At 64.9% G+C, this 16,427-nt stretch carries 14 protein-coding genes and 1 tRNA gene; 12 read left to right on the top strand and 3 right to left on the bottom strand.

Features of this window, described 5'->3' with window-relative positions:
• Window positions 1-12 precede the first annotated feature (12 nt).
• The 9 genes from B7X65_RS18180 (at window position 13) to B7X65_RS18140 (ending at window position 10,051) form a co-directional block, all read left to right on the top strand.
• Window positions 13-990 (top strand): acetyl-CoA carboxylase carboxyltransferase subunit alpha, encoded by a 978-nt coding sequence (locus B7X65_RS18180; RefSeq protein ID WP_096669818.1) that lies wholly within the window; start codon window positions 13-15, stop codon window positions 988-990.
• 28 nt (window positions 991-1,018) lie between these two features.
• Window positions 1,019-1,975 (top strand): tRNA lysidine(34) synthetase TilS, encoded by a 957-nt coding sequence (gene tilS / locus B7X65_RS18175; RefSeq protein ID WP_293595708.1) that lies wholly within the window; start codon window positions 1,019-1,021, stop codon window positions 1,973-1,975.
• 113 nt (window positions 1,976-2,088) lie between these two features.
• Window positions 2,089-3,363 (top strand): aspartate kinase, encoded by a 1,275-nt coding sequence (locus tag B7X65_RS18170; RefSeq protein ID WP_293595707.1) that lies wholly within the window; start codon window positions 2,089-2,091, stop codon window positions 3,361-3,363.
• Window positions 3,364-3,415: 52 nt separating this feature from the next.
• Window positions 3,416-3,508: transfer RNA gene (locus tag B7X65_RS18165), tRNA-Ser, on the top strand.
• Window positions 3,509-3,645: 137 nt separating this feature from the next.
• Window positions 3,646-3,969: an I78 family peptidase inhibitor gene (locus tag B7X65_RS18160; protein ID WP_293595706.1), complete on the top strand. Its 324-nt coding sequence runs from the start codon at window positions 3,646-3,648 to the stop codon at window positions 3,967-3,969.
• Between the two features lie 82 nt (window positions 3,970-4,051).
• Window positions 4,052-4,957 (top strand): MurR/RpiR family transcriptional regulator, encoded by a 906-nt coding sequence (locus B7X65_RS18155; RefSeq protein ID WP_293595705.1) that lies wholly within the window; start codon window positions 4,052-4,054, stop codon window positions 4,955-4,957.
• Window positions 4,958-4,961: 4 nt separating this feature from the next.
• Window positions 4,962-6,302, top strand: a complete 1,341-nt coding sequence (locus tag B7X65_RS18150; RefSeq protein WP_293595704.1) for an aspartate aminotransferase family protein — start codon at window positions 4,962-4,964, stop codon at window positions 6,300-6,302.
• Between the two features lie 31 nt (window positions 6,303-6,333).
• The gene (locus B7X65_RS18145) at window positions 6,334-7,323 is read left to right on the top strand and encodes a TAXI family TRAP transporter solute-binding subunit (RefSeq protein WP_293595703.1); all 990 of its coding nucleotides are present in this window, start codon (window positions 6,334-6,336) and stop codon (window positions 7,321-7,323) included.
• 124 nt (window positions 7,324-7,447) lie between these two features.
• Entirely contained in the window at window positions 7,448-10,051 is a 2,604-nt protein-coding gene (locus tag B7X65_RS18140) for a TRAP transporter permease (protein ID WP_293595702.1), read from the top strand.
• Window positions 10,052-10,110: 59 nt separating this feature from the next.
• Here the strand turns inward: B7X65_RS18140 and B7X65_RS18135 are convergent, their stop codons facing one another.
• The 3 genes from B7X65_RS18135 to B7X65_RS18125 form a co-directional block, all read right to left on the bottom strand.
• Window positions 10,111-10,518, bottom strand: a complete 408-nt coding sequence (locus tag B7X65_RS18135) for a S4 domain-containing protein (RefSeq protein ID WP_293595701.1) — start codon at window positions 10,516-10,518, stop codon at window positions 10,111-10,113.
• Window positions 10,519-10,566: 48 nt separating this feature from the next.
• Window positions 10,567-11,967: a sensor histidine kinase gene (locus B7X65_RS18130; protein ID WP_293595754.1), complete on the bottom strand. Its 1,401-nt coding sequence runs from the start codon at window positions 11,965-11,967 to the stop codon at window positions 10,567-10,569.
• 200 nt (window positions 11,968-12,167) lie between these two features.
• Window positions 12,168-12,863: a response regulator transcription factor gene (locus B7X65_RS18125; protein ID WP_293595700.1), complete on the bottom strand. Its 696-nt coding sequence runs from the start codon at window positions 12,861-12,863 to the stop codon at window positions 12,168-12,170.
• Between the two features lie 97 nt (window positions 12,864-12,960).
• Between B7X65_RS18125 and B7X65_RS18120 the strand changes: the two genes are divergently transcribed.
• The 3 genes from B7X65_RS18120 to B7X65_RS18110 all read left to right on the top strand — a co-directional run bounded on the left by B7X65_RS18120 (window position 12,961) and on the right by B7X65_RS18110 (window position 16,323).
• The gene (locus B7X65_RS18120; RefSeq protein ID WP_293595699.1) at window positions 12,961-13,920 is read left to right on the top strand and encodes a tripartite tricarboxylate transporter substrate-binding protein; all 960 of its coding nucleotides are present in this window, start codon (window positions 12,961-12,963) and stop codon (window positions 13,918-13,920) included.
• A 141-nt stretch (window positions 13,921-14,061) separates the two neighbouring features.
• Window positions 14,062-14,583, top strand: a complete 522-nt coding sequence (locus B7X65_RS18115) for a tripartite tricarboxylate transporter TctB family protein (RefSeq protein ID WP_293595698.1) — start codon at window positions 14,062-14,064, stop codon at window positions 14,581-14,583.
• 237 nt (window positions 14,584-14,820) lie between these two features.
• Window positions 14,821-16,323, top strand: a complete 1,503-nt coding sequence (locus tag B7X65_RS18110; protein WP_293595697.1) for a tripartite tricarboxylate transporter permease — start codon at window positions 14,821-14,823, stop codon at window positions 16,321-16,323.
• The last annotated feature ends 104 nt before the right edge of the window (window positions 16,324-16,427 follow it).

Raw genomic sequence — 16,427 nt, 5'->3', positions numbered from 1 at the left:
GAGGAGCAGACCATGGCCAAGAAGACCTTTCTCGATTTCGAGCAGCCGATTGCGGAGCTCGAAGGAAAAATAGAAGAGCTGCGCTACGTGCAGACCGAGTCGGCCGTCGATATTTCCGAAGAGATCGACCAGCTCGCCAAAAAGAGCCAGCAGCTCACCAAGGACATCTACAGCGACCTGACGCCCTGGCAGATCACCAAGATCGCGCGCCACCCCGAGCGGCCCTACACGCTGGACTATGTCAATGAGTTGTTCACCGACTTTGTCGAATTGCACGGTGACCGGCATTTTTCCGACGACCTGAGCATCGTCGGCGGTCTGGCGCGTTTCAACGGCACGGCCTGCATGGTGCTGGGCCACCAGAAGGGCCGCGACACGAAAGAGCGCGGCCTGCGTAACTTCGGCATGAGCAAGCCCGAGGGTTACCGCAAGGCCCTGCGCCTGATGAAAACCGCCGAGAAGTTCAAGCTGCCGGTGTTCACCTTTGTCGACACGCCGGGCGCCTACCCCGGCATCGATGCCGAGGAGCGCGGCCAGTCCGAAGCCATCGGACGCAACATCTTCGAGATGGCGCAGCTCGAGGTGCCCATCATCACCACCATCATCGGCGAAGGCGGCTCCGGCGGCGCGCTGGCCATCTCGGTGGCCGACCAGGTCGTGATGCTGCAGTACTCCATCTACTCCGTGATCAGCCCGGAAGGTTGCGCCTCCATCCTCTGGAAAACATCGGAAAAAGCCGAGGAAGCCGCCGAGGCCCTGGGCATCACCGCACACCGCCTCAAGGCGCTCGGCGTGATCGACAAGATCGTCAACGAGCCGGTGGGCGGCGCGCACCGCGACCACAAGCAGATGGCCGCTTTCCTCAAGCGCGCCCTCAACGACGCCTTCCGCCAGGTCAGCGACCTCAAGGTCAAGGAACTGCTGGACCGCCGCTACGAGCGCCTGCAAAGTTATGGCCGCTACACCGACACCAAGGCTGACGCGAAATAGCCTCCATCCGACGGGTGGTTGACTTCACATGACCACCGTCGACGACGCCATTCGCGTCTTTTCGCCGCAACTGCCTCTGGCCGTGGCCTACAGCGGCGGCGCCGACTCCACGGCCTTGTTGCTGGCCTGCGTCGACAAGTGGCCGGGGCAGGTGAGGGCGGTGCATGTGCACCACGGCCTGCAGGCCGCTGCCGACGGATTTGCGAGCCACTGCGAAGCCGTGTGCGCGCAGCTGCAGGTGCCCTTGCGGGTCGTGCGGGTGATGGCCCGGCATGCGCCCGGCGACAGTCCGGAAGATGCCGCCCGCAAGGCGCGTTATGAAGCATTTCGGGCTCTGGCGCATGAGGAGTGGACGCAGCCAGCTATCAAAAGCATAGCGCTTGCGCAGCATGCCGACGACCAGGTCGAGACCATCCTGCTGGCGCTGAGCCGCGGTGCCGGGCTGCCCGGCCTGAGCGCCATGCCCGCCCGCTGGCAGCGGGACGGCCTGGACTACCACCGTCCCCTGCTGCAGGTGCCGGCGCCCGAAATCCGCGCCTGGCTGGCGCGGCGCGGTGCCGCCTTCATCGAGGACCCGAGCAACACCGACGAGCGTTTCACGCGCAACCGTATCCGTGCGCGCCTGCTGCCGGCGCTGGCGCAGGCCTTCCCGCAGTTCCGCGAGACCTTTGCGCGCAGTGCCCGGCATGCGGCGCAGGCGCAGGCGGTGTTGCTCGAGGTGGCGCGCGAAGACCTGCAGCTGCTCGGCAGCCCGCCCGAGATCAGGGCCCTGCAGCTCCTGTCCGGCCCGCGCCAGGCCAACGTACTGCGCCACTGGCTGCTTGACGCCCACCAGGCCACACCGAGCGCGGCGCAACTCGACCAATTGCTGGCGCAGGTGGCGGCCTGCACCACACGCGGCCACAGGATTCACCTGAAGGTGGCCAACGGCCACGTGACGCGGGCCGGCGCGCATTTGCACTACGCCGCCGAGCCGGCCCGCTGACGCTGCTGGGTATAATTGAGGGCTTTGCTGGCCCGCGGTCAGGGCGCTTTTCGCAGCGCTTTCCGCCACAAAAGCAAAAAACCGCACTCCCAACTCCTGATTGACCTCCTGCAATGGCTTTGATCGTTCATAAATACGGCGGCACCTCGATGGGCTCGACCGAGCGCATCCGCAATGTTGCCAAACGCGTGGCCAAGTGGGCTCGCGCCGGCCACCAGATGGTGGTGGTGCCCAGTGCCATGAGCGGCGAAACCAACCGCCTGCTGGGCCTGGCCAAGGAACTGGCGCCTGGCAAGGCCAGCGACGCCTACCACCGCGAACTCGACGCCCTCGCCGCCACCGGCGAGCAGGCTTCCAGTGCGCTGCTGGCGATCGCGCTGCAGGCCGAGGGCATGGACGCCGTCAGTTACGCCGGCTGGCAGATGCCCATCCGGACCAACAGCGCGTACACCAAGGCCCGCATCGAGTCGATTGACGACAAGCGGGTGCGCGCCGACCTGGATGCCGGCAAGGTGGTCATCATCACCGGCTTCCAGGGCATGGACGACCTGGGCAACATCACCACGCTGGGCCGCGGCGGCTCCGACACCTCGGCCGTGGCAGTGGCGGCCGCCATGAAGGCGCATGAGTGCCTGATCTACACCGACGTGGACGGCGTGTACACCACCGACCCGCGTGTCGTTCCGGAAGCACGCCGCCTGCAGACCGTGAGTTTCGAGGAGATGCTCGAGATGGCATCGATGGGCTCCAAGGTACTGCAGATCCGCTCGGTCGAATTTGCGGGCAAGTACAAGGTGCCCCTGCGTGTGCTCTCGAGCTTCACGCCCTGGGACATCGACATCGACGAAGAGGCCAAGTCCGGCACCCTGATCAGTTTTGAGGAAGACGAAAAAATGGAACAAGCCATCGTATCGGGCATCGCGTTCAACCGCGACGAAGCCAAAATCTCCATTCTCGGTGTGCCAGACACCCCGGGCATTGCCTACCAGATCCTGGGCGCCGTGGCCGACGCCAACATCGAAGTCGATGTGATCATCCAGAACATCAGCAAGGACGGCAAAACCGATTTCAGCTTCACCGTGCACCGCAACGACTACGCGCGCGCCATCGACCTGCTCAAGGCCGAGGTGCTGCCCAAGCTGGGCGCGCAGGAGATCACCGGCGACGCCAAGATCTGCAAGGTCAGCATCGTCGGCATCGGCATGCGCAGCCATGTCGGCATCGCCAGCAAGATGTTCCGCTGCCTCAGCGAAGAAGGCATCAACATCCAGATGATCTCCACCAGCGAAATCAAGACCTCGGTGGTGATCGACGAGAAATACATGGAGCTGGCCGTGCGCGCCTTGCACAAGGCTTTTGACCTGGACCAGCCCGCCGCCAGCGCCTGATCGCTGGACGGCAGCCCAAGTCGTGAGATAATCCGGGCTCAGACAGAATTCAGGAAACGTGACCGAGTGGCCGAAGGTGCTCCCCTGCTAAGGGAGTATGGGGTGTAGAGCCTCATCGAGGGTTCGAATCCCTCCGTTTCCGCCAGACAAAAAGCCACCGCAAGGTGGCTTTTTTTTGTGCTGCTCCAGATGCCGCCGCGCGTCGTGTCGCAACCAGTCGTAAAAAAGCGGGCGCCGCCGGGGCGCAGACGTTATGGTGGCGCTTTACCTCCCGGAGTCCCCATGGTGTTAAAGACCCCCCTGATCAGCGCGACGCTGGCATGTCTGGCTGTTCTGGCCGGTTGTGCCGCGCCTGGCGCACCTACCACGGGCACCAGCCCCATGCCGCCCCCGCCCCCGGGGACTGCCTGCAATGCGGACGGAGCCCGGTTCGTGATCGGCAAGGCACCGGGGGCGAGTGTGGTCGAGGAAGCGCGCCAGCGCTCGGGCTCCTACATGGCGCGGGTGCTGCGTCCCAACCAGGCCGCCACCATGGAATTCAACGCCCAGCGACTCAACCTCGAGCTGGATGCTGCCGGCGTGATTCGACGGGTGCGCTGCGGCTGAAGGCCGCCGGGCGCAGTCTGCGCCTGTTTTGTTGAATGAAACACTCGTGCTATATTTCATGAAATATTGATACAAATGTTTCATGCCGACCTCCTCACTGTTTGCCAACCTTCCGCTTGATGGTCTGAGTCCGGAGTTGCTCCGTGCGGCGCGCTGGATCGAGGCGCATCCGCGCGAGGTGGCGCTGCATTCCATGCGTGAATGCGCGCGCCGGGCCGCTCTGGCACCGGCCACCTTGAGCCGCCTGTCGCAGGCCCTGGGGTTCCAGGGCTTCGAGGCGATCAAGCATCTCTGCCAGGAGTCTTTTTCAGCGCAGGCCGGTTATGCCGGGCGGGCCGAGGTGCTGCAGGCCAGCGCGCGGCATGACAAGGACTGGCTGGCGCTGCTCAATGAAACGCAACATGCGAACACCGCGTCCGTCAGCGGGCTGAATCAGGCCGCGCAGCTGGAGGCCGCGGCCGATGCCATGCTTAAGGCGCGGCGCGTCTATTTTCTGGGCCTGCGTGCCAGCCACGGCCTGGCGCTGCACCTGCACTACACCTATGGCCTGCTGGCGTCCAACGGCGTGCTGGTGCAGGGCCTGGGCGGCACGCTGACCGACCAGATCGGCGAGATGGGCACGGGGGACCTGCTGGTGGCGACTTCTGCCGCCGCGTACACGCGCCAGACGGTGGACGCCGTGGTGACGGCGCGGGCGCAGGGCGCCGATGTGCTGACCCTGACGGACAGTGCCCTCTCGCCGATTGCCCGTTCGGCCACCCACACGCTGCTGTTCCGTACCGACAGCCCCTCGTATTTCCATTCCATGGTCGGCGCCCTGGCTTTGACCGAAGCGCTGGCCGCCGCCGTGGCGGTACGCGGCGGCCGCAAGGTGCTGGTCTACCTGCAAACCCGGCAGGACCGCCTGGACAGCGAGGGCGCCTACTGGGACGAACGCGCCGACAAGGTCGCCACTGGCCGGCCACTGACTTCTTCACCAAGGAAATAAGCCCATGCCTGCAGCCTCCACCCATGTCTTTCACCGCCAGTTGCAGCACACGCCGCCGGTGGCCGTCAGCGGCCGGGGGGTGTACCTGACCGATGCCGATGGCAAGAGTTATATCGACGCCTCGGGCGGCGCTGCGGTGTCCTGCCTGGGCCACGGCCATCCCGACGTGCTGGCCGCCATGCATGCGCAGATCGACAAGCTGGCTTATGCCCACACCAGTTTTTTCACCACCGAGGTTGCCGAGACACTGGCTGCCCAACTGATCAGGACGGCGCCGCAAGGCATGAGCCATGTGTATTTCGTCAGCGGCGGCTCGGAGGCGATGGAGGCCACACTGAAGATGGCGCGCCAGTATTTTGTCGAGATCGGCCAGCCGCAGCGCACGCATTTCATCGCGCGCAGGCAGAGTTACCACGGCAACACCCTGGGCGCGCTGGCCATAGGCGGCAACCAGTGGCGGCGCGAACCGTTCGCGCCCCTGCTGATGCCGGCCACCCATGTGTCGCCCTGTTATCCCTACCGCGAGCAGCAGGCCGGCGAAACGCCGGAGCACTATGGCCAGCGCCTGGCGCGGGAACTCGAGGACGCCATCCTTGAACAAGGCGCAGACCGCGTGATCGCCTTCATTGCCGAAACCGTGGGTGGCGCGACCGCCGGTGTGCTGGCGCCGGTACCGGGTTATTTCAAGGCGGTGCGCGAAGTCTGCGACCGGTATGGTGTGCTGCTGATCCTGGACGAAGTGATGTGCGGCATGGGCCGTACCGGCACCCTGCATGCGTGCGAGCAGGAGGGTGTGGTGCCCGACCTGTTGGCCGTGGCCAAGGGCCTGGGCGGCGGCTACCAGCCGATTGGCGCGGTGCTCGCGCAGAAAAAAATTGTCGATGCAATGCGGGGCGGCACCGGCTTTTTCCAGCACGGCCACACCTACCTGGGCCATGCGGTGGCCTGTGCGGCGGCGCTGGCGGTGCAGCAGGTGTTCGAGCGGGACCAGCTCATCGTTCAGGTGCGCGCGCGGGGCGCGTTTTTGCAGACGCTGATGCAGGGCCGCTGGGGCGAACATCCCCATGTCGGGGACATCCGCGGCCGTGGTTTGTTCTGGGGCATCGAGCTGGTGCAGGACCGCGCGAAGAAGACACCCTTCGATCCGGCACGCAAAGTGCATGCACGCGTCAAGAAGGAGGCGATGGCGCGCGGCTTGATGGTTTACCCGATGGGCGGCACCGTCGATGGCCGTTATGGTGACCATGTCCTGCTGGCGCCACCGTTCATCAGCAGTGAAGCCGAACTGAGCATGGTGGTGGAGCGTCTTGGTTCGGCCATGGATGCCGCGATCGCCGCGGCTTGAACAACAAGTTTTACAACCTGGAGAAACTGATATGAGCATGAAGAAGTTTGCGTTGAGTGCGCTGGGCACCGCGAGTGCCGCCGTGGCCATGGCCGCCGCCCTGATGTCTGCGCCGGCCGTTGCGCAGCAGAAATTCGTGACCATAGGCACCGGTGGTGTGACCGGTGTGTATTACGCCGCTGGTGGCGCCATCTGCCGCCTGGTCAACAAGGACCGCGCCAAACACGGCATCCGGTGCTCGGTCGAGTCCACCGGTGGTTCGGTGTTCAACGTCAACACCATCAAGGCCGGCGAACTCGACTTCGGTTTCACGCAGTCGGATGTGCAGTACAACGCCGTCAAGGGTCTGGGCCAGTACAAGGATGGCGCCTACAGCGACCTGCGCGCCGTGTTCGCAGTACACCCCGAGCCCTTCACCGTCGCGGCCCGCAAGGAAGCCAACATCACCAAGTTCGAGGACTTCAAGGGCAAACGTTTCAACGTCGGCAACCCCGGCTCCGGCACCCGGTCGTCCATGGAGGAACTGCTGGCCGCGATGGGCTGGAAACTCGGTGACTTCTCGCTGGCCTCCGAACTCAAGGCCGACGAACACGGCCCGGCCCTGTGCGACGGCAAGATCGACGGCTTCTTCTACGGTGTGGGCCATCCTTCAGCCAACATCCAGGATCCGACCACCACCTGCGGTGCCAGGCTGGTGTCGCTGACCGGTCCAGTGGTCGACAAGCTGGTGGCCGACAAGCCCTATTACGCCAAGGTCACGATTCCCGGCGGCCTGTACCCGAACAACCCGCAGCCTACCGCCACCTACGGCGTGCTGGCCACCGTCGTGACGTCGGCCAAAACCTCACCCGAGACGGTGTACCAGGTCACCAAGGCCCTGTTCGAAAACTTCGACGAGTTCAAGAAGCTGCACCCGGCCCTGGCCAACCTGAACCCGCAGAACATGGTCAAGGACGGCCTGAGCGCGCCGCTGCATGAAGGCGCGGCGCGTTACTACAAGGAAAAGGGCTGGATCAAGTAATCCGGCGCAGCACGCCAGCTGCAAACCGCACCGGGGTGCGGTTTGCCAACCACAAAAGGGCGGAGCGGACTTCGCCCTTTTTTTAATGCCCGTGCCTACGACTTCCTGTTCCTGAAAGATGACCATGGCAACCGATATCGAAAAAGCGCCTGAAGCGCTGCAGCAACTCGTCGCCGAGGTGGATACCGGCGGGCGCAAGCCGACGGGCCTGACCGCTGGCATCATCTTTGCCGTGGCGCTCATCTGGGCGCTGTTCCAGTACTGGTACGCCTCGCCCTTGCCGTTTGCACTGGGTTTCGGCATCCTCAACGACACCGAAGCACGCGCCATCCACCTGGGCTTTGCGCTGTTTCTCGCTTTCCTGGCATGGCCGGCCCTGCGCAGTTCGCCGCGCGACCACGTGCCGGTGCAGGACTGGTTGCTGGCATTTCTTGCCGCGTTTGCGGGCGCCTACATCATGCTGTTTTATGCACAGATCGCCACCCGTCCCGGCCAGCCGACCACGATGGATGTGGTGGTGGCCAGCGCCGGCATGGTGCTGCTGCTGGAAGCGACGCGCCGTGCGGTCGGCTGGCCCATGGCGGCCCTGGCTGTGGTTTTCGTGGCCTACAGCATGCTCGGCCCCTGGCTGCCCGATGTGTTGTCCCACCGCGGCGCCTCGCTGAACCGGCTGGTCTCGCACATGTGGCTAACCACCGAGGGTGTGTACGGCATCGCGCTGGGCGTGTCGGCCGGCACCATTTTTGTCTATGTGCTGTTCGGCGCCTTGCTGGACCGCGCTGGCGGCGGCAACTACATGATGCAGGTGAGTTTTGCGGCGCTCGGCCATCTGCGCGGCGGGCCGGCCAAGGTGGCGGTGGTGTCGTCGGCCCTCAACGGCATGATCTCCGGGTCGTCGGTGTCCAATGTGGTCTCTGGCGGAATTTTCACCATCCCGCTGATGAAGAAATCCGGCTACGGCGGGGTCAAGGCCGGCGCCATCGAGACCATGTCGTCGGTGGACGGTCAGATCATGCCGCCGGTCATGGGGGCAGCTGCCTTCCTGATGGTGGAATACGTCGGCATTCCCTATACCGACATCGTGCGCCACGCCTTCCTGCCGGCCATCCTGTCCTACCTCGGCTTGTTCTACATCGTGCACCTGGAAGCGCTGAAGATGGGCATGCAGCCCATCATCCGGCGCGAACCCAAGCCGCTGCGCGATCGCGTGCTGCGCAATGCTTTCGGCATCTCGGGCAGCATCATCGTGATCGGGTCCCTGTACTACCTGTTCGAAGGCATGAAAGCCATGCTGGGCGGTGCCGCTCCCTATGCCATCGTGCTGGCGGTGATGGCGCTTTATGGCGTGTGCCTGCAGCAGGCGGCGCGCAGCCCCGACCTGGCCCAGGACATTGACATCGACCATCCCAAGGCGCTGGACACCTGGCCTACCGTGCGCGCGGGCCTGCACTTCCTCATTCCCATCGGCACGCTGATCTGGTGCCTGATGGTCGAGGAGATGTCACCGGCGCTGGCTGCTTTCTGGGCGGTGACCATCCTCGTGGTGCTGATGATGTCGCAGCGCCCGCTGATCGACGCGCTGCGCCGTACGCGCACGCCGGATGCCTGGCACGAGGGCTGGCGTTCGGTGGTTGACGGGTTTCACAATGGCTCGCGCAACATGATCGGCATTGGCGTGGCCACGGCGACGGCCGGCATCATCGTCGGCGGGATCACGCTCACGGGCCTGGGGCTGCGCATGACGGAATTTGTCGAGTTTGTGTCTCAGGGCAATGTCATGGTGATGCTGCTGTTCATTGCGTTTTCCTGCCTGGTGCTGGGCCTGGGCGTGCCGACCACGGCCAACTACGTGTTGGTGGCCACGCTGATGGCGCCGGTGGTGGTGGACCTGGGTGCGCAGTCGGGGCTGGTGATTCCGCTGATCGCGGTGCACCTGTTTGTCTTCTACTACGGCATCATGGGGGACATCACGCCCCCGGTGGGGCTGGCCACCTTCGCGGCGGCCGCCATCTCGGGGGAGGACGCGATAGAAACAGGCATCCAGGGGGCCATCTATGCGCTGCGCACGGTGATCCTGCCCTTCATCTGGATCTTCAATCCGCAATTGCTGCTGATCGATGTCGGCGGGGCCTTCTCCTTTTTCTGCATCGTGACCGCCAGCATGCTGGCCACGCTGCTGTTTGCCGCCGTCACGATGAACTGGTTCCGCATCAAGAATCGCCTGTGGGAAACGCTGGCGTTGCTGTTGGCGGTGATCCTGCTGTTCCGCCCGGACTTTTTCATGGACCGGATCGCCCCCGAATACCGCGATGCCAAACCCGCCGAGGTGTTCGAGATCGCGCGCAACGTGGAAAGTGACGGCCGCGTGGTGATGGTCACGCGCGGCACCACGCTGGAAGGCCGGGAGATCGTCAAGACCGTGGCGGTCCAGCTCGGTGACAAGGGGCCGGAGGGCCGCAAGCGCCTGGCCGACGCCGGCCTGCAACTGGTTCCGCTCGGTGACACCCTGCAGATCGGCCAGGCGAAATTCGGTTCGCGTGCCGCCAAGGCCGGCGTGGAGCAGGGCTGGGACGTGACTGCCATCAAGGTGCCGACCGACAGGCCCACAGCCCACTGGTTCTACCTGCCCGCGCTGTTACTGGCCCTGCTGGTCTGGTGGTCCCAGGGCCGGCGCATGCGCCGTGGCAGCGGTCCGGTGCCGCCAGCCACTGCTGCTGCTTCCTTATAAAGAAATCGGCTTTCTGCCCTTATTGGGTGGGCGCAGGCAGCTATCAAAAAAGGAGCGTTTCAGGAGTCGACCGAGGCGCTCCAGCGGTCACCCCAGGCTTTGTCCTGGGCTTTGTCCAACGAGCGCCGGTCTCGTTTGGTGGGGCGGCCGTGCTCCAGACTGCCGGCCGGTTCATGGTTCAGCCGGCGCTGCTCGGCCGCCGCTTCCCGCAGCGTGATGCTGTCCGGCGTTTCTTCGTAGAGCTGCTGCGCCACCGGTGCCGGCCCGCGTTGCTGGCTCAGGCCCCGGACCAGCACGGTGCGCGTGACCGGCCCCTGCCGCATCGCCACCGTGTCGCCGGCCTTCACCTCACGCGCAGGCTTGGCGTCCTGGCCGTTGACCTGCACGCGGTTTTTGCCGATTTCGTCGCTCGCCAGTGAACGGGTCTTGTAGAAGCGTGCGGCCCAGAGCCACTTGTCAAGGCGCATGGTTGACCTCTCGTGCGCCGCCATGCCAGGGAAGGGGAGACCTGTGTTTCATTGCCCGTCATTGTGTACCAGCGGCAGGCGCACGGTGGCGTCCAGCCCGGCAATACGCCCATGGTCTTCGCGGTTTTCCAGCGTGATGCTGCCGCCGAGCGCCTGCGTGATCTCGCGGCAGATCGCCAGGCCCAGGCCCGAGCCGTGGCGCACATTGCCGGCCGAAAAGGGCTGGTAAAGGCGTGCTGCCAGTTCGCCCGAAATGCCGGGACCGCTGTCGCTGACGGTCAGGGCCAGGTACCGGGCATCGGTGACGAGCCGCACCGACAGCGGGCCGCCGCGCTGGCTGTGCTTGATCGCGTTGTGCAGCAGGTTGCGGCAGAGTTCGCCCAGCATCCATTCATGCGCATTGACGCTGGCTGCCGTGGTTTCGATATCGAAGTCCAGGTCCTTCTCGGCAATCAGCGGCGCCAGATCCAGCGCGACGGCGCGCACGATGGCGTCCATGTCCACCGGCCCCAGGTCCGCCTGCTGGCGCAACTGCTCGACCTTGGCCAGCGCCAGCATCTGGTTGGCCAGCAGCGTGGCGCGGTCCACGGTCTGGTTGATCTCGGCCAGCGCCGCCTGGGCGTCCATGTCGCCGCGCAGCGCCGACTGCACCTGTACCTTCAACACCGCCAGCGGTGTGCGCAGCTGGTGCGCCGCGTCGCGCACAAAACGTTTCTGGTTGTCCAGCAGGTGCTGCAGCCGGCCCATGACCTCGTTGGTGGCGTCAACCAGCGGCAGCAGCTCGCGTGGCGCGTCCGGTGCGGCAATCGCCGTCAGGTCGCCCTCGGGGCGCGCCTGCAGCTCGGCGCTGAGGCGACGCACCGGGCGCGTGGCGCGCTGCACCACCACCACGGCCACCAGGGCAATCACGGCCAGCAGCAGCGCCTGGCGCCACAGGGTGTCGAACAGGATTTTTTGCGCCAGCGTGGTGCGCAGTTCCAGTGTTTCGGCTACCTGGATGACGGCCATACCGCGCCCGTTCGAGCTGGCCACCGGCTGCAGCAGGACGGCCACCCGCACGGCGTCGCCCGCATACACATCGTCGTAAAAATCGACCAACGCCGCGTAGGGCGGTTTGGCCGGAATGCGGCCGCGCCAGAAAGGCAGCTGCGCATAACCCGACACCATTTCGCCATTGAGGCTGGACACCCGGTAAAAAAGCCGGCTCTGGTTGTCGGCCTCGAAGGCTTCCAGCGCCGCATACGGCACGGTCACGCGCAGTTCGGACTGCCCGTCGTAGCCGCTCACGTCCAGCTGCTCACCGATCGACTTGGCCGAGGCCAGCAGCGTGCGGTCATAGGCGGTGTTGACGGCGCCCAGCGCCTGGCTGTACAGGCTGGCCGTGTTGAGCGTGACCAGCAGGCCCACAGGCAGCAGGATGCCCAAGAGAAGGTAGCGCCTGAGCGAGATGGCCCCCACGCTTTTCACTTCGTGTGCCTGCGGCGTTGCGCTGCCCCTTTCACCGGAAGAAGGGGCGGTGCTTGCTGGGGGCGGCCCGGCGCTGAAGGCTTTGACCCCCACGCTTTTCACTTCGTGTAATACGCTGCCCCCCGGGGGGGCTGTGCTTGCTTGGGGCGGCCCGGCGCTGCGCACGTCGTCCTCAACACCTTTCATGGCGCGTCCACTTTCAGCAGATAACCCAGGCCGCGCAAGGTGACCAGGGTCACGCCGGTGTGCGCCATTTTCTTGCGCAGGCGGTACACCACCACCTCCACGGCCTCGTACTGCACATCGGTCTCGCCGGGAAACACCAGCTCGAACAGTTTTTCCTTGGACACCGCCTGGCCGGGTTTGACGATCAGGGCCTGTAGCAGGGCCAGCTCGCGCGGCGTCAGTTCGAGGACCTGGTCGCGGTGGTAAATCGCGCCGCTTTCCTTTTCATAACGAAGCTGGCCCACCAGGTGGTCGCCGGCCCCCGGCTCGCTGCCGAATGCCGTGCGCCGGCGGCTCAGGGCGCGCAGCCTGGCCTCGAGTTCGTCGAGGTCAAAGGGCTTGGGCAGGTAGTCGTCTGCGCCCGTGTTCAGGCCGATGATGCGGTCGCCCACCGTGCCGCGTGCCGTCAGGATCAGCACCGGCGTGGCCAGCCCCTGGCGGCGCGCCTGCTCCAGCACCTGCAGGCCGTCCAGCCCGGGCAGGCTCAGGTCCAGCACCACCACATCGGGCTGGGCGGCCGTCCATAACGCCAGCGCCTTGCGCCCGTCGGTGCAGCCCAGCACCTCCATGCCGCGCCGGCCCAGGGCGCGCTGCAGCGCTGCCTGCATGGAAGGGTCGTCCTCGATCAGCAGCAATTTCATGGTGGTCAGCATGGGCGGGACATTAGCACTTTCCCTAGGGCTTTCGGACAGCCGTTTGACAGACAGGAAGCGCATCATCGCTCTGTTACCAACACCAAAGGAGACATACATGCGTCGCGATACTTTTCTGAAATCCCTGGCCGCCCTGGCCGCCACAGGTGCGTTCCCCCTGTCGGCCCTGGCTGCTGCCAATGTAAAAATGATGATTCCGGCCAATCCCGGCGGCGGCTGGGACGCCACGGGCCGCGCCTTGGGCAAGGCCCTGCAGGAATCGGGTGCTGCATCCAGCGTGACCTATGACAACAAGGGTGGCGCTGCCGGCGCGCTCGGCCTGGCCCAGTTCATCAATGGCAGCAAGGGCGACCCGAATGCGCTGATGGTCATGGGTGCCGTCATGCTTGGCGGCCTGATCACCGGCAAGCCGCCGGTCAGCCTGTCGCAGGTCACGCCGATTGCGCGCCTGACCAGCGAGTACAACGTGTTTGTGCTGCCCGCCAACTCGCCGTTCAAAACCATGGCCGACGTGATCGCGCAGCTCAAGAAAGACCCAGGCAGCGTCAAGTGGGGTGGCGGTTCGCGCGGATCCACCGAGCACATCGCCGCCGCCATGATTGCACGCGAAGTCGGCGTGGACCCTTCCAAGATCAACTACGTGGCCTTCCGGGGCGGCGGTGAAGCCACGGCAGCCATTCTGGGCGGCAACGTCACCGTGGGCGGCAGCGGCTACAGCGAATTTGCGGAATACATCAACACCGGAAAAATGAAGGCGCTCGCCGTCACATCGGATGCCCGCCTCAAGGGTGTCAACGTGCCCACGCTCAAGGAGCAAGGCATCAATGTGGTGATCGGCAACTGGCGCGGCGTTTACGGTGCACCCGGCATCTCGGCTGCCGAGCGCCAGACACTGACCGAGATGATTCTCAAGGCCGTCAAATCCAAGAGCTGGATGGAAGCCTCCGAGAAAAACAACTGGACGGCTGCCGTGCTCACCGGCGCGGCTTTCGAGAAGTTTGTCGACGACGACTTCGCCAGCCTGCGTGCCACCATGGTCAAGTCTGGCATGGTCTAAAGCAACCGGCATACCTGCCTTTTCGGTTTGTCATGGCGGCCTTGTGCCGCCATCCATGTTCGCGCACGCAAGGCTGCAGTTGATGTGCATGGATCCCGGATCAAGTCCGGGATGACAGTCCGCATTCAAGCGAGACAACTCATGACACAAGCAACCCCTTCCCCTGCTCAAATCCGTCTGCAGACCGTGGTCGGTGCCGGCATCGTGCTGCTCGCCCTGGGGCTGGCCGGCGGCGCCGTCAGCATCCCGTCTGCGGCAGGCTATGGCGGGGTCGGGCCGAACTTCCTGCCCTGGCTGATGTCTGCGGCCTTGCTGGTTTGCGGCGCCTTTATTGTCTGGGAAGCGCGTACCGGCGGCTTCCGCTCCCTGGATGAGCCCGGTGGTGCGGCCCATGGCGACTGGGTCGGATTTGCATGGGTCTCTGCGGGTTTGCTGGCTAACGCCGCGCTGATCACCACCATCGGCTTCATTTTCAGTTGCACCTTGTGTTTTGTGCTCGCGGTCCAGGGGCTGCGTGGTGCCGAAGGCAAGGCAGATCGGCGACCGGTCGCCTGGCTCAAGGACGTCGGGATCGGTGTCGCGATTTCCGCACCGGTGTACTGGACCTTCACTCAATTTCTGGCGATCAACCTGCCGGGCCTCACCTCCACCGGCTGGCTGTGAACCTGGAAATGTCAGTTGACCGCCCGTGGTGCTAAAGGATGTGTATGAATGCCGCCCACCCTGATTTTCCAACCGCATTGCTTTGCGCGGTAGCGCTACACACCCGATTGAACCGCCCTGGCGCGACCTGGGGGCGTTGCTCGTCCTTGGAGGCGTTTGCCTGCCGCGTCCTCACGCCTACCCAGCCCACCCCATGACGGCCCACTCGGGCGCGTTCAACTGACACTTCCAGGTTCTATGGACATCTTCAACCAGCTGCTGCAGGGCTTTGCCACTGCGGCCACACCGGTCAACCTGCTCTGGTGTTTTGTCGGCTGTGCGTTGGGCACGGCCATTGGCGTCCTACCCGGCATCGGGCCCGCCGTCGCGGTGGCCATGCTGCTGCCCATCACGGCCAGGGTCGAGCCCACGGCCTCCATGATCTTTTTTGCGGGTATTTATTACGGTGCCATGTATGGTGGCTCGACCACTTCCATTTTGCTGAACACGCCGGGGGAAACGGCCAGCATGGTCACGGCCATGGAAGGCAACCGCATGGCCAAGAGCGGACGTGCCGGCGCGGCGCTGGCCACGGCCGCCGTGGGTTCGTTTGTGGCGGGCACGATTGCCACCGTGCTGGTCACGCTGTTTGCGCCCGTTGTGGCGGAGCTGGCCGTCAAGCTTGGTCCTCCCGAGTACTTCATGCTGATGGTGCTGGCCTTCACCACCGTCAGTGCCGTGCTGGGCAAAAGCACGGTGCGCGGCCTGACCGCCCTGTTTGTCGGGCTCGGGGCGGGCCTGGTCGGGCTGGACCAGATTTCCGGCCAGGCGCGTTACACCGGTGGCGTGCCCGAGCTGCTCGATGGTGTCGAAATCGTTCTGGTGGCCGTCGGCCTGTTCGCTGTGGCCGAAGCCATGTACGCCGTGCTTTACGAGGGCCGCGTGGTCGAGTCGCAAAACAAGATGAGCCGCGTCCACATGACCGGCCGGGACTGGCGCCGTTCCTGGCCGGCCTGGCTGCGCGGCACCGCCATCGGCGCGCCGTTTGGCTGCATACCCGCAGGCGGCACCGAGATTCCGACCTTCCTGAGTTACGCCGCCGAGAAGAAGCTGGCGAAAGAAAGCGACCGGGCCGAGTTCGGCACGGCCGGCGCCATCGAGGGGGTAGCCGGCCCCGAGGCGGCCAACAACGCCACGGTCACGGCGGCCATGATTCCGCTGCTGACACTGGGCATCCCGACCTCCAACACCACGGCGATTTTGCTGGGCGCTTTCCAGAACTACGGCATCCAGCCGGGGCCGCAGCTGTTCACCTCGTCGTCGGCCCTGGTCTGGGCGCTGATCGCCTCGCTGTACATCGGCAATGTGATGCTGCTGGTACTCAACCTGCCGATGGTAGGCCTGTGGGTCAAGCTGCTGAAGATTCCCAAACCTTACCTGTATGCGGGCATCCTGATTTTTGCGACGGTGGGCGTCTACGGCATGCGGCAAAGTGCGTTTGACCTGTTCCTGCTGTATGGCATCGGTGTGCTCGGGGTGGTGATGCGGCGTTTTGATTTCCCGACCGCGCCCGTCGTGGTCGGCATGATCCTGGGCCCGCTGGCCGAAGCGCAGCTGCGCAACGCCATGTCGATCGGCGAGGGCAGCGCGATGGTGTTTCTGCAGCGGCCCATGTCGGTGATCCTGATCGTGGTGGTGCTGGCGGTGCTGATCCTGCCGCGCCTGGCCAAACGCTGGTCGGCGCGCCGGCTCGCGGCCTGAGGTCGATGTTTATCATAAAATAGGACTCCAGCCCAATATCCACGGGCGTAAGCAGCTATCAAAAGAGGAGTAGTGTGCGTCTTGACCGGTGTGTGTTGCACCTG

Source organism: Polaromonas sp. 39-63-25, assembly GCF_002278925.1.
Taxonomy (GTDB): domain Bacteria; phylum Pseudomonadota; class Gammaproteobacteria; order Burkholderiales; family Burkholderiaceae_C; genus Polaromonas.
This window is presented reverse-complemented; position numbering and strand designations above follow the sequence as displayed.

Coding starts and splice junctions, on each gene's coding strand:
- B7X65_RS18180 (WP_096669818.1), top strand. CDS start 13: ATGGCCAAGAAGACCTTTCTCGATTTCGAGCAGCCGATTGCGGAGCTC.
- tilS (WP_293595708.1), top strand. CDS start 1,019: ATGACCACCGTCGACGACGCCATTCGCGTCTTTTCGCCGCAACTGCCT.
- B7X65_RS18170 (WP_293595707.1), top strand. CDS start 2,089: ATGGCTTTGATCGTTCATAAATACGGCGGCACCTCGATGGGCTCGACC.
- B7X65_RS18160 (WP_293595706.1), top strand. CDS start 3,646: ATGGTGTTAAAGACCCCCCTGATCAGCGCGACGCTGGCATGTCTGGCT.
- B7X65_RS18155 (WP_293595705.1), top strand. CDS start 4,052: ATGCCGACCTCCTCACTGTTTGCCAACCTTCCGCTTGATGGTCTGAGT.
- B7X65_RS18150 (WP_293595704.1), top strand. CDS start 4,962: ATGCCTGCAGCCTCCACCCATGTCTTTCACCGCCAGTTGCAGCACACG.
- B7X65_RS18145 (WP_293595703.1), top strand. CDS start 6,334: ATGAGCATGAAGAAGTTTGCGTTGAGTGCGCTGGGCACCGCGAGTGCC.
- B7X65_RS18140 (WP_293595702.1), top strand. CDS start 7,448: ATGGCAACCGATATCGAAAAAGCGCCTGAAGCGCTGCAGCAACTCGTC.
- B7X65_RS18135 (WP_293595701.1), bottom strand. CDS start 10,518: ATGCGCCTTGACAAGTGGCTCTGGGCCGCACGCTTCTACAAGACCCGT.
- B7X65_RS18125 (WP_293595700.1), bottom strand. CDS start 12,863: ATGCTGACCACCATGAAATTGCTGCTGATCGAGGACGACCCTTCCATG.
- B7X65_RS18120 (WP_293595699.1), top strand. CDS start 12,961: ATGCGTCGCGATACTTTTCTGAAATCCCTGGCCGCCCTGGCCGCCACA.
- B7X65_RS18115 (WP_293595698.1), top strand. CDS start 14,062: ATGACACAAGCAACCCCTTCCCCTGCTCAAATCCGTCTGCAGACCGTG.
- B7X65_RS18110 (WP_293595697.1), top strand. CDS start 14,821: ATGGACATCTTCAACCAGCTGCTGCAGGGCTTTGCCACTGCGGCCACA.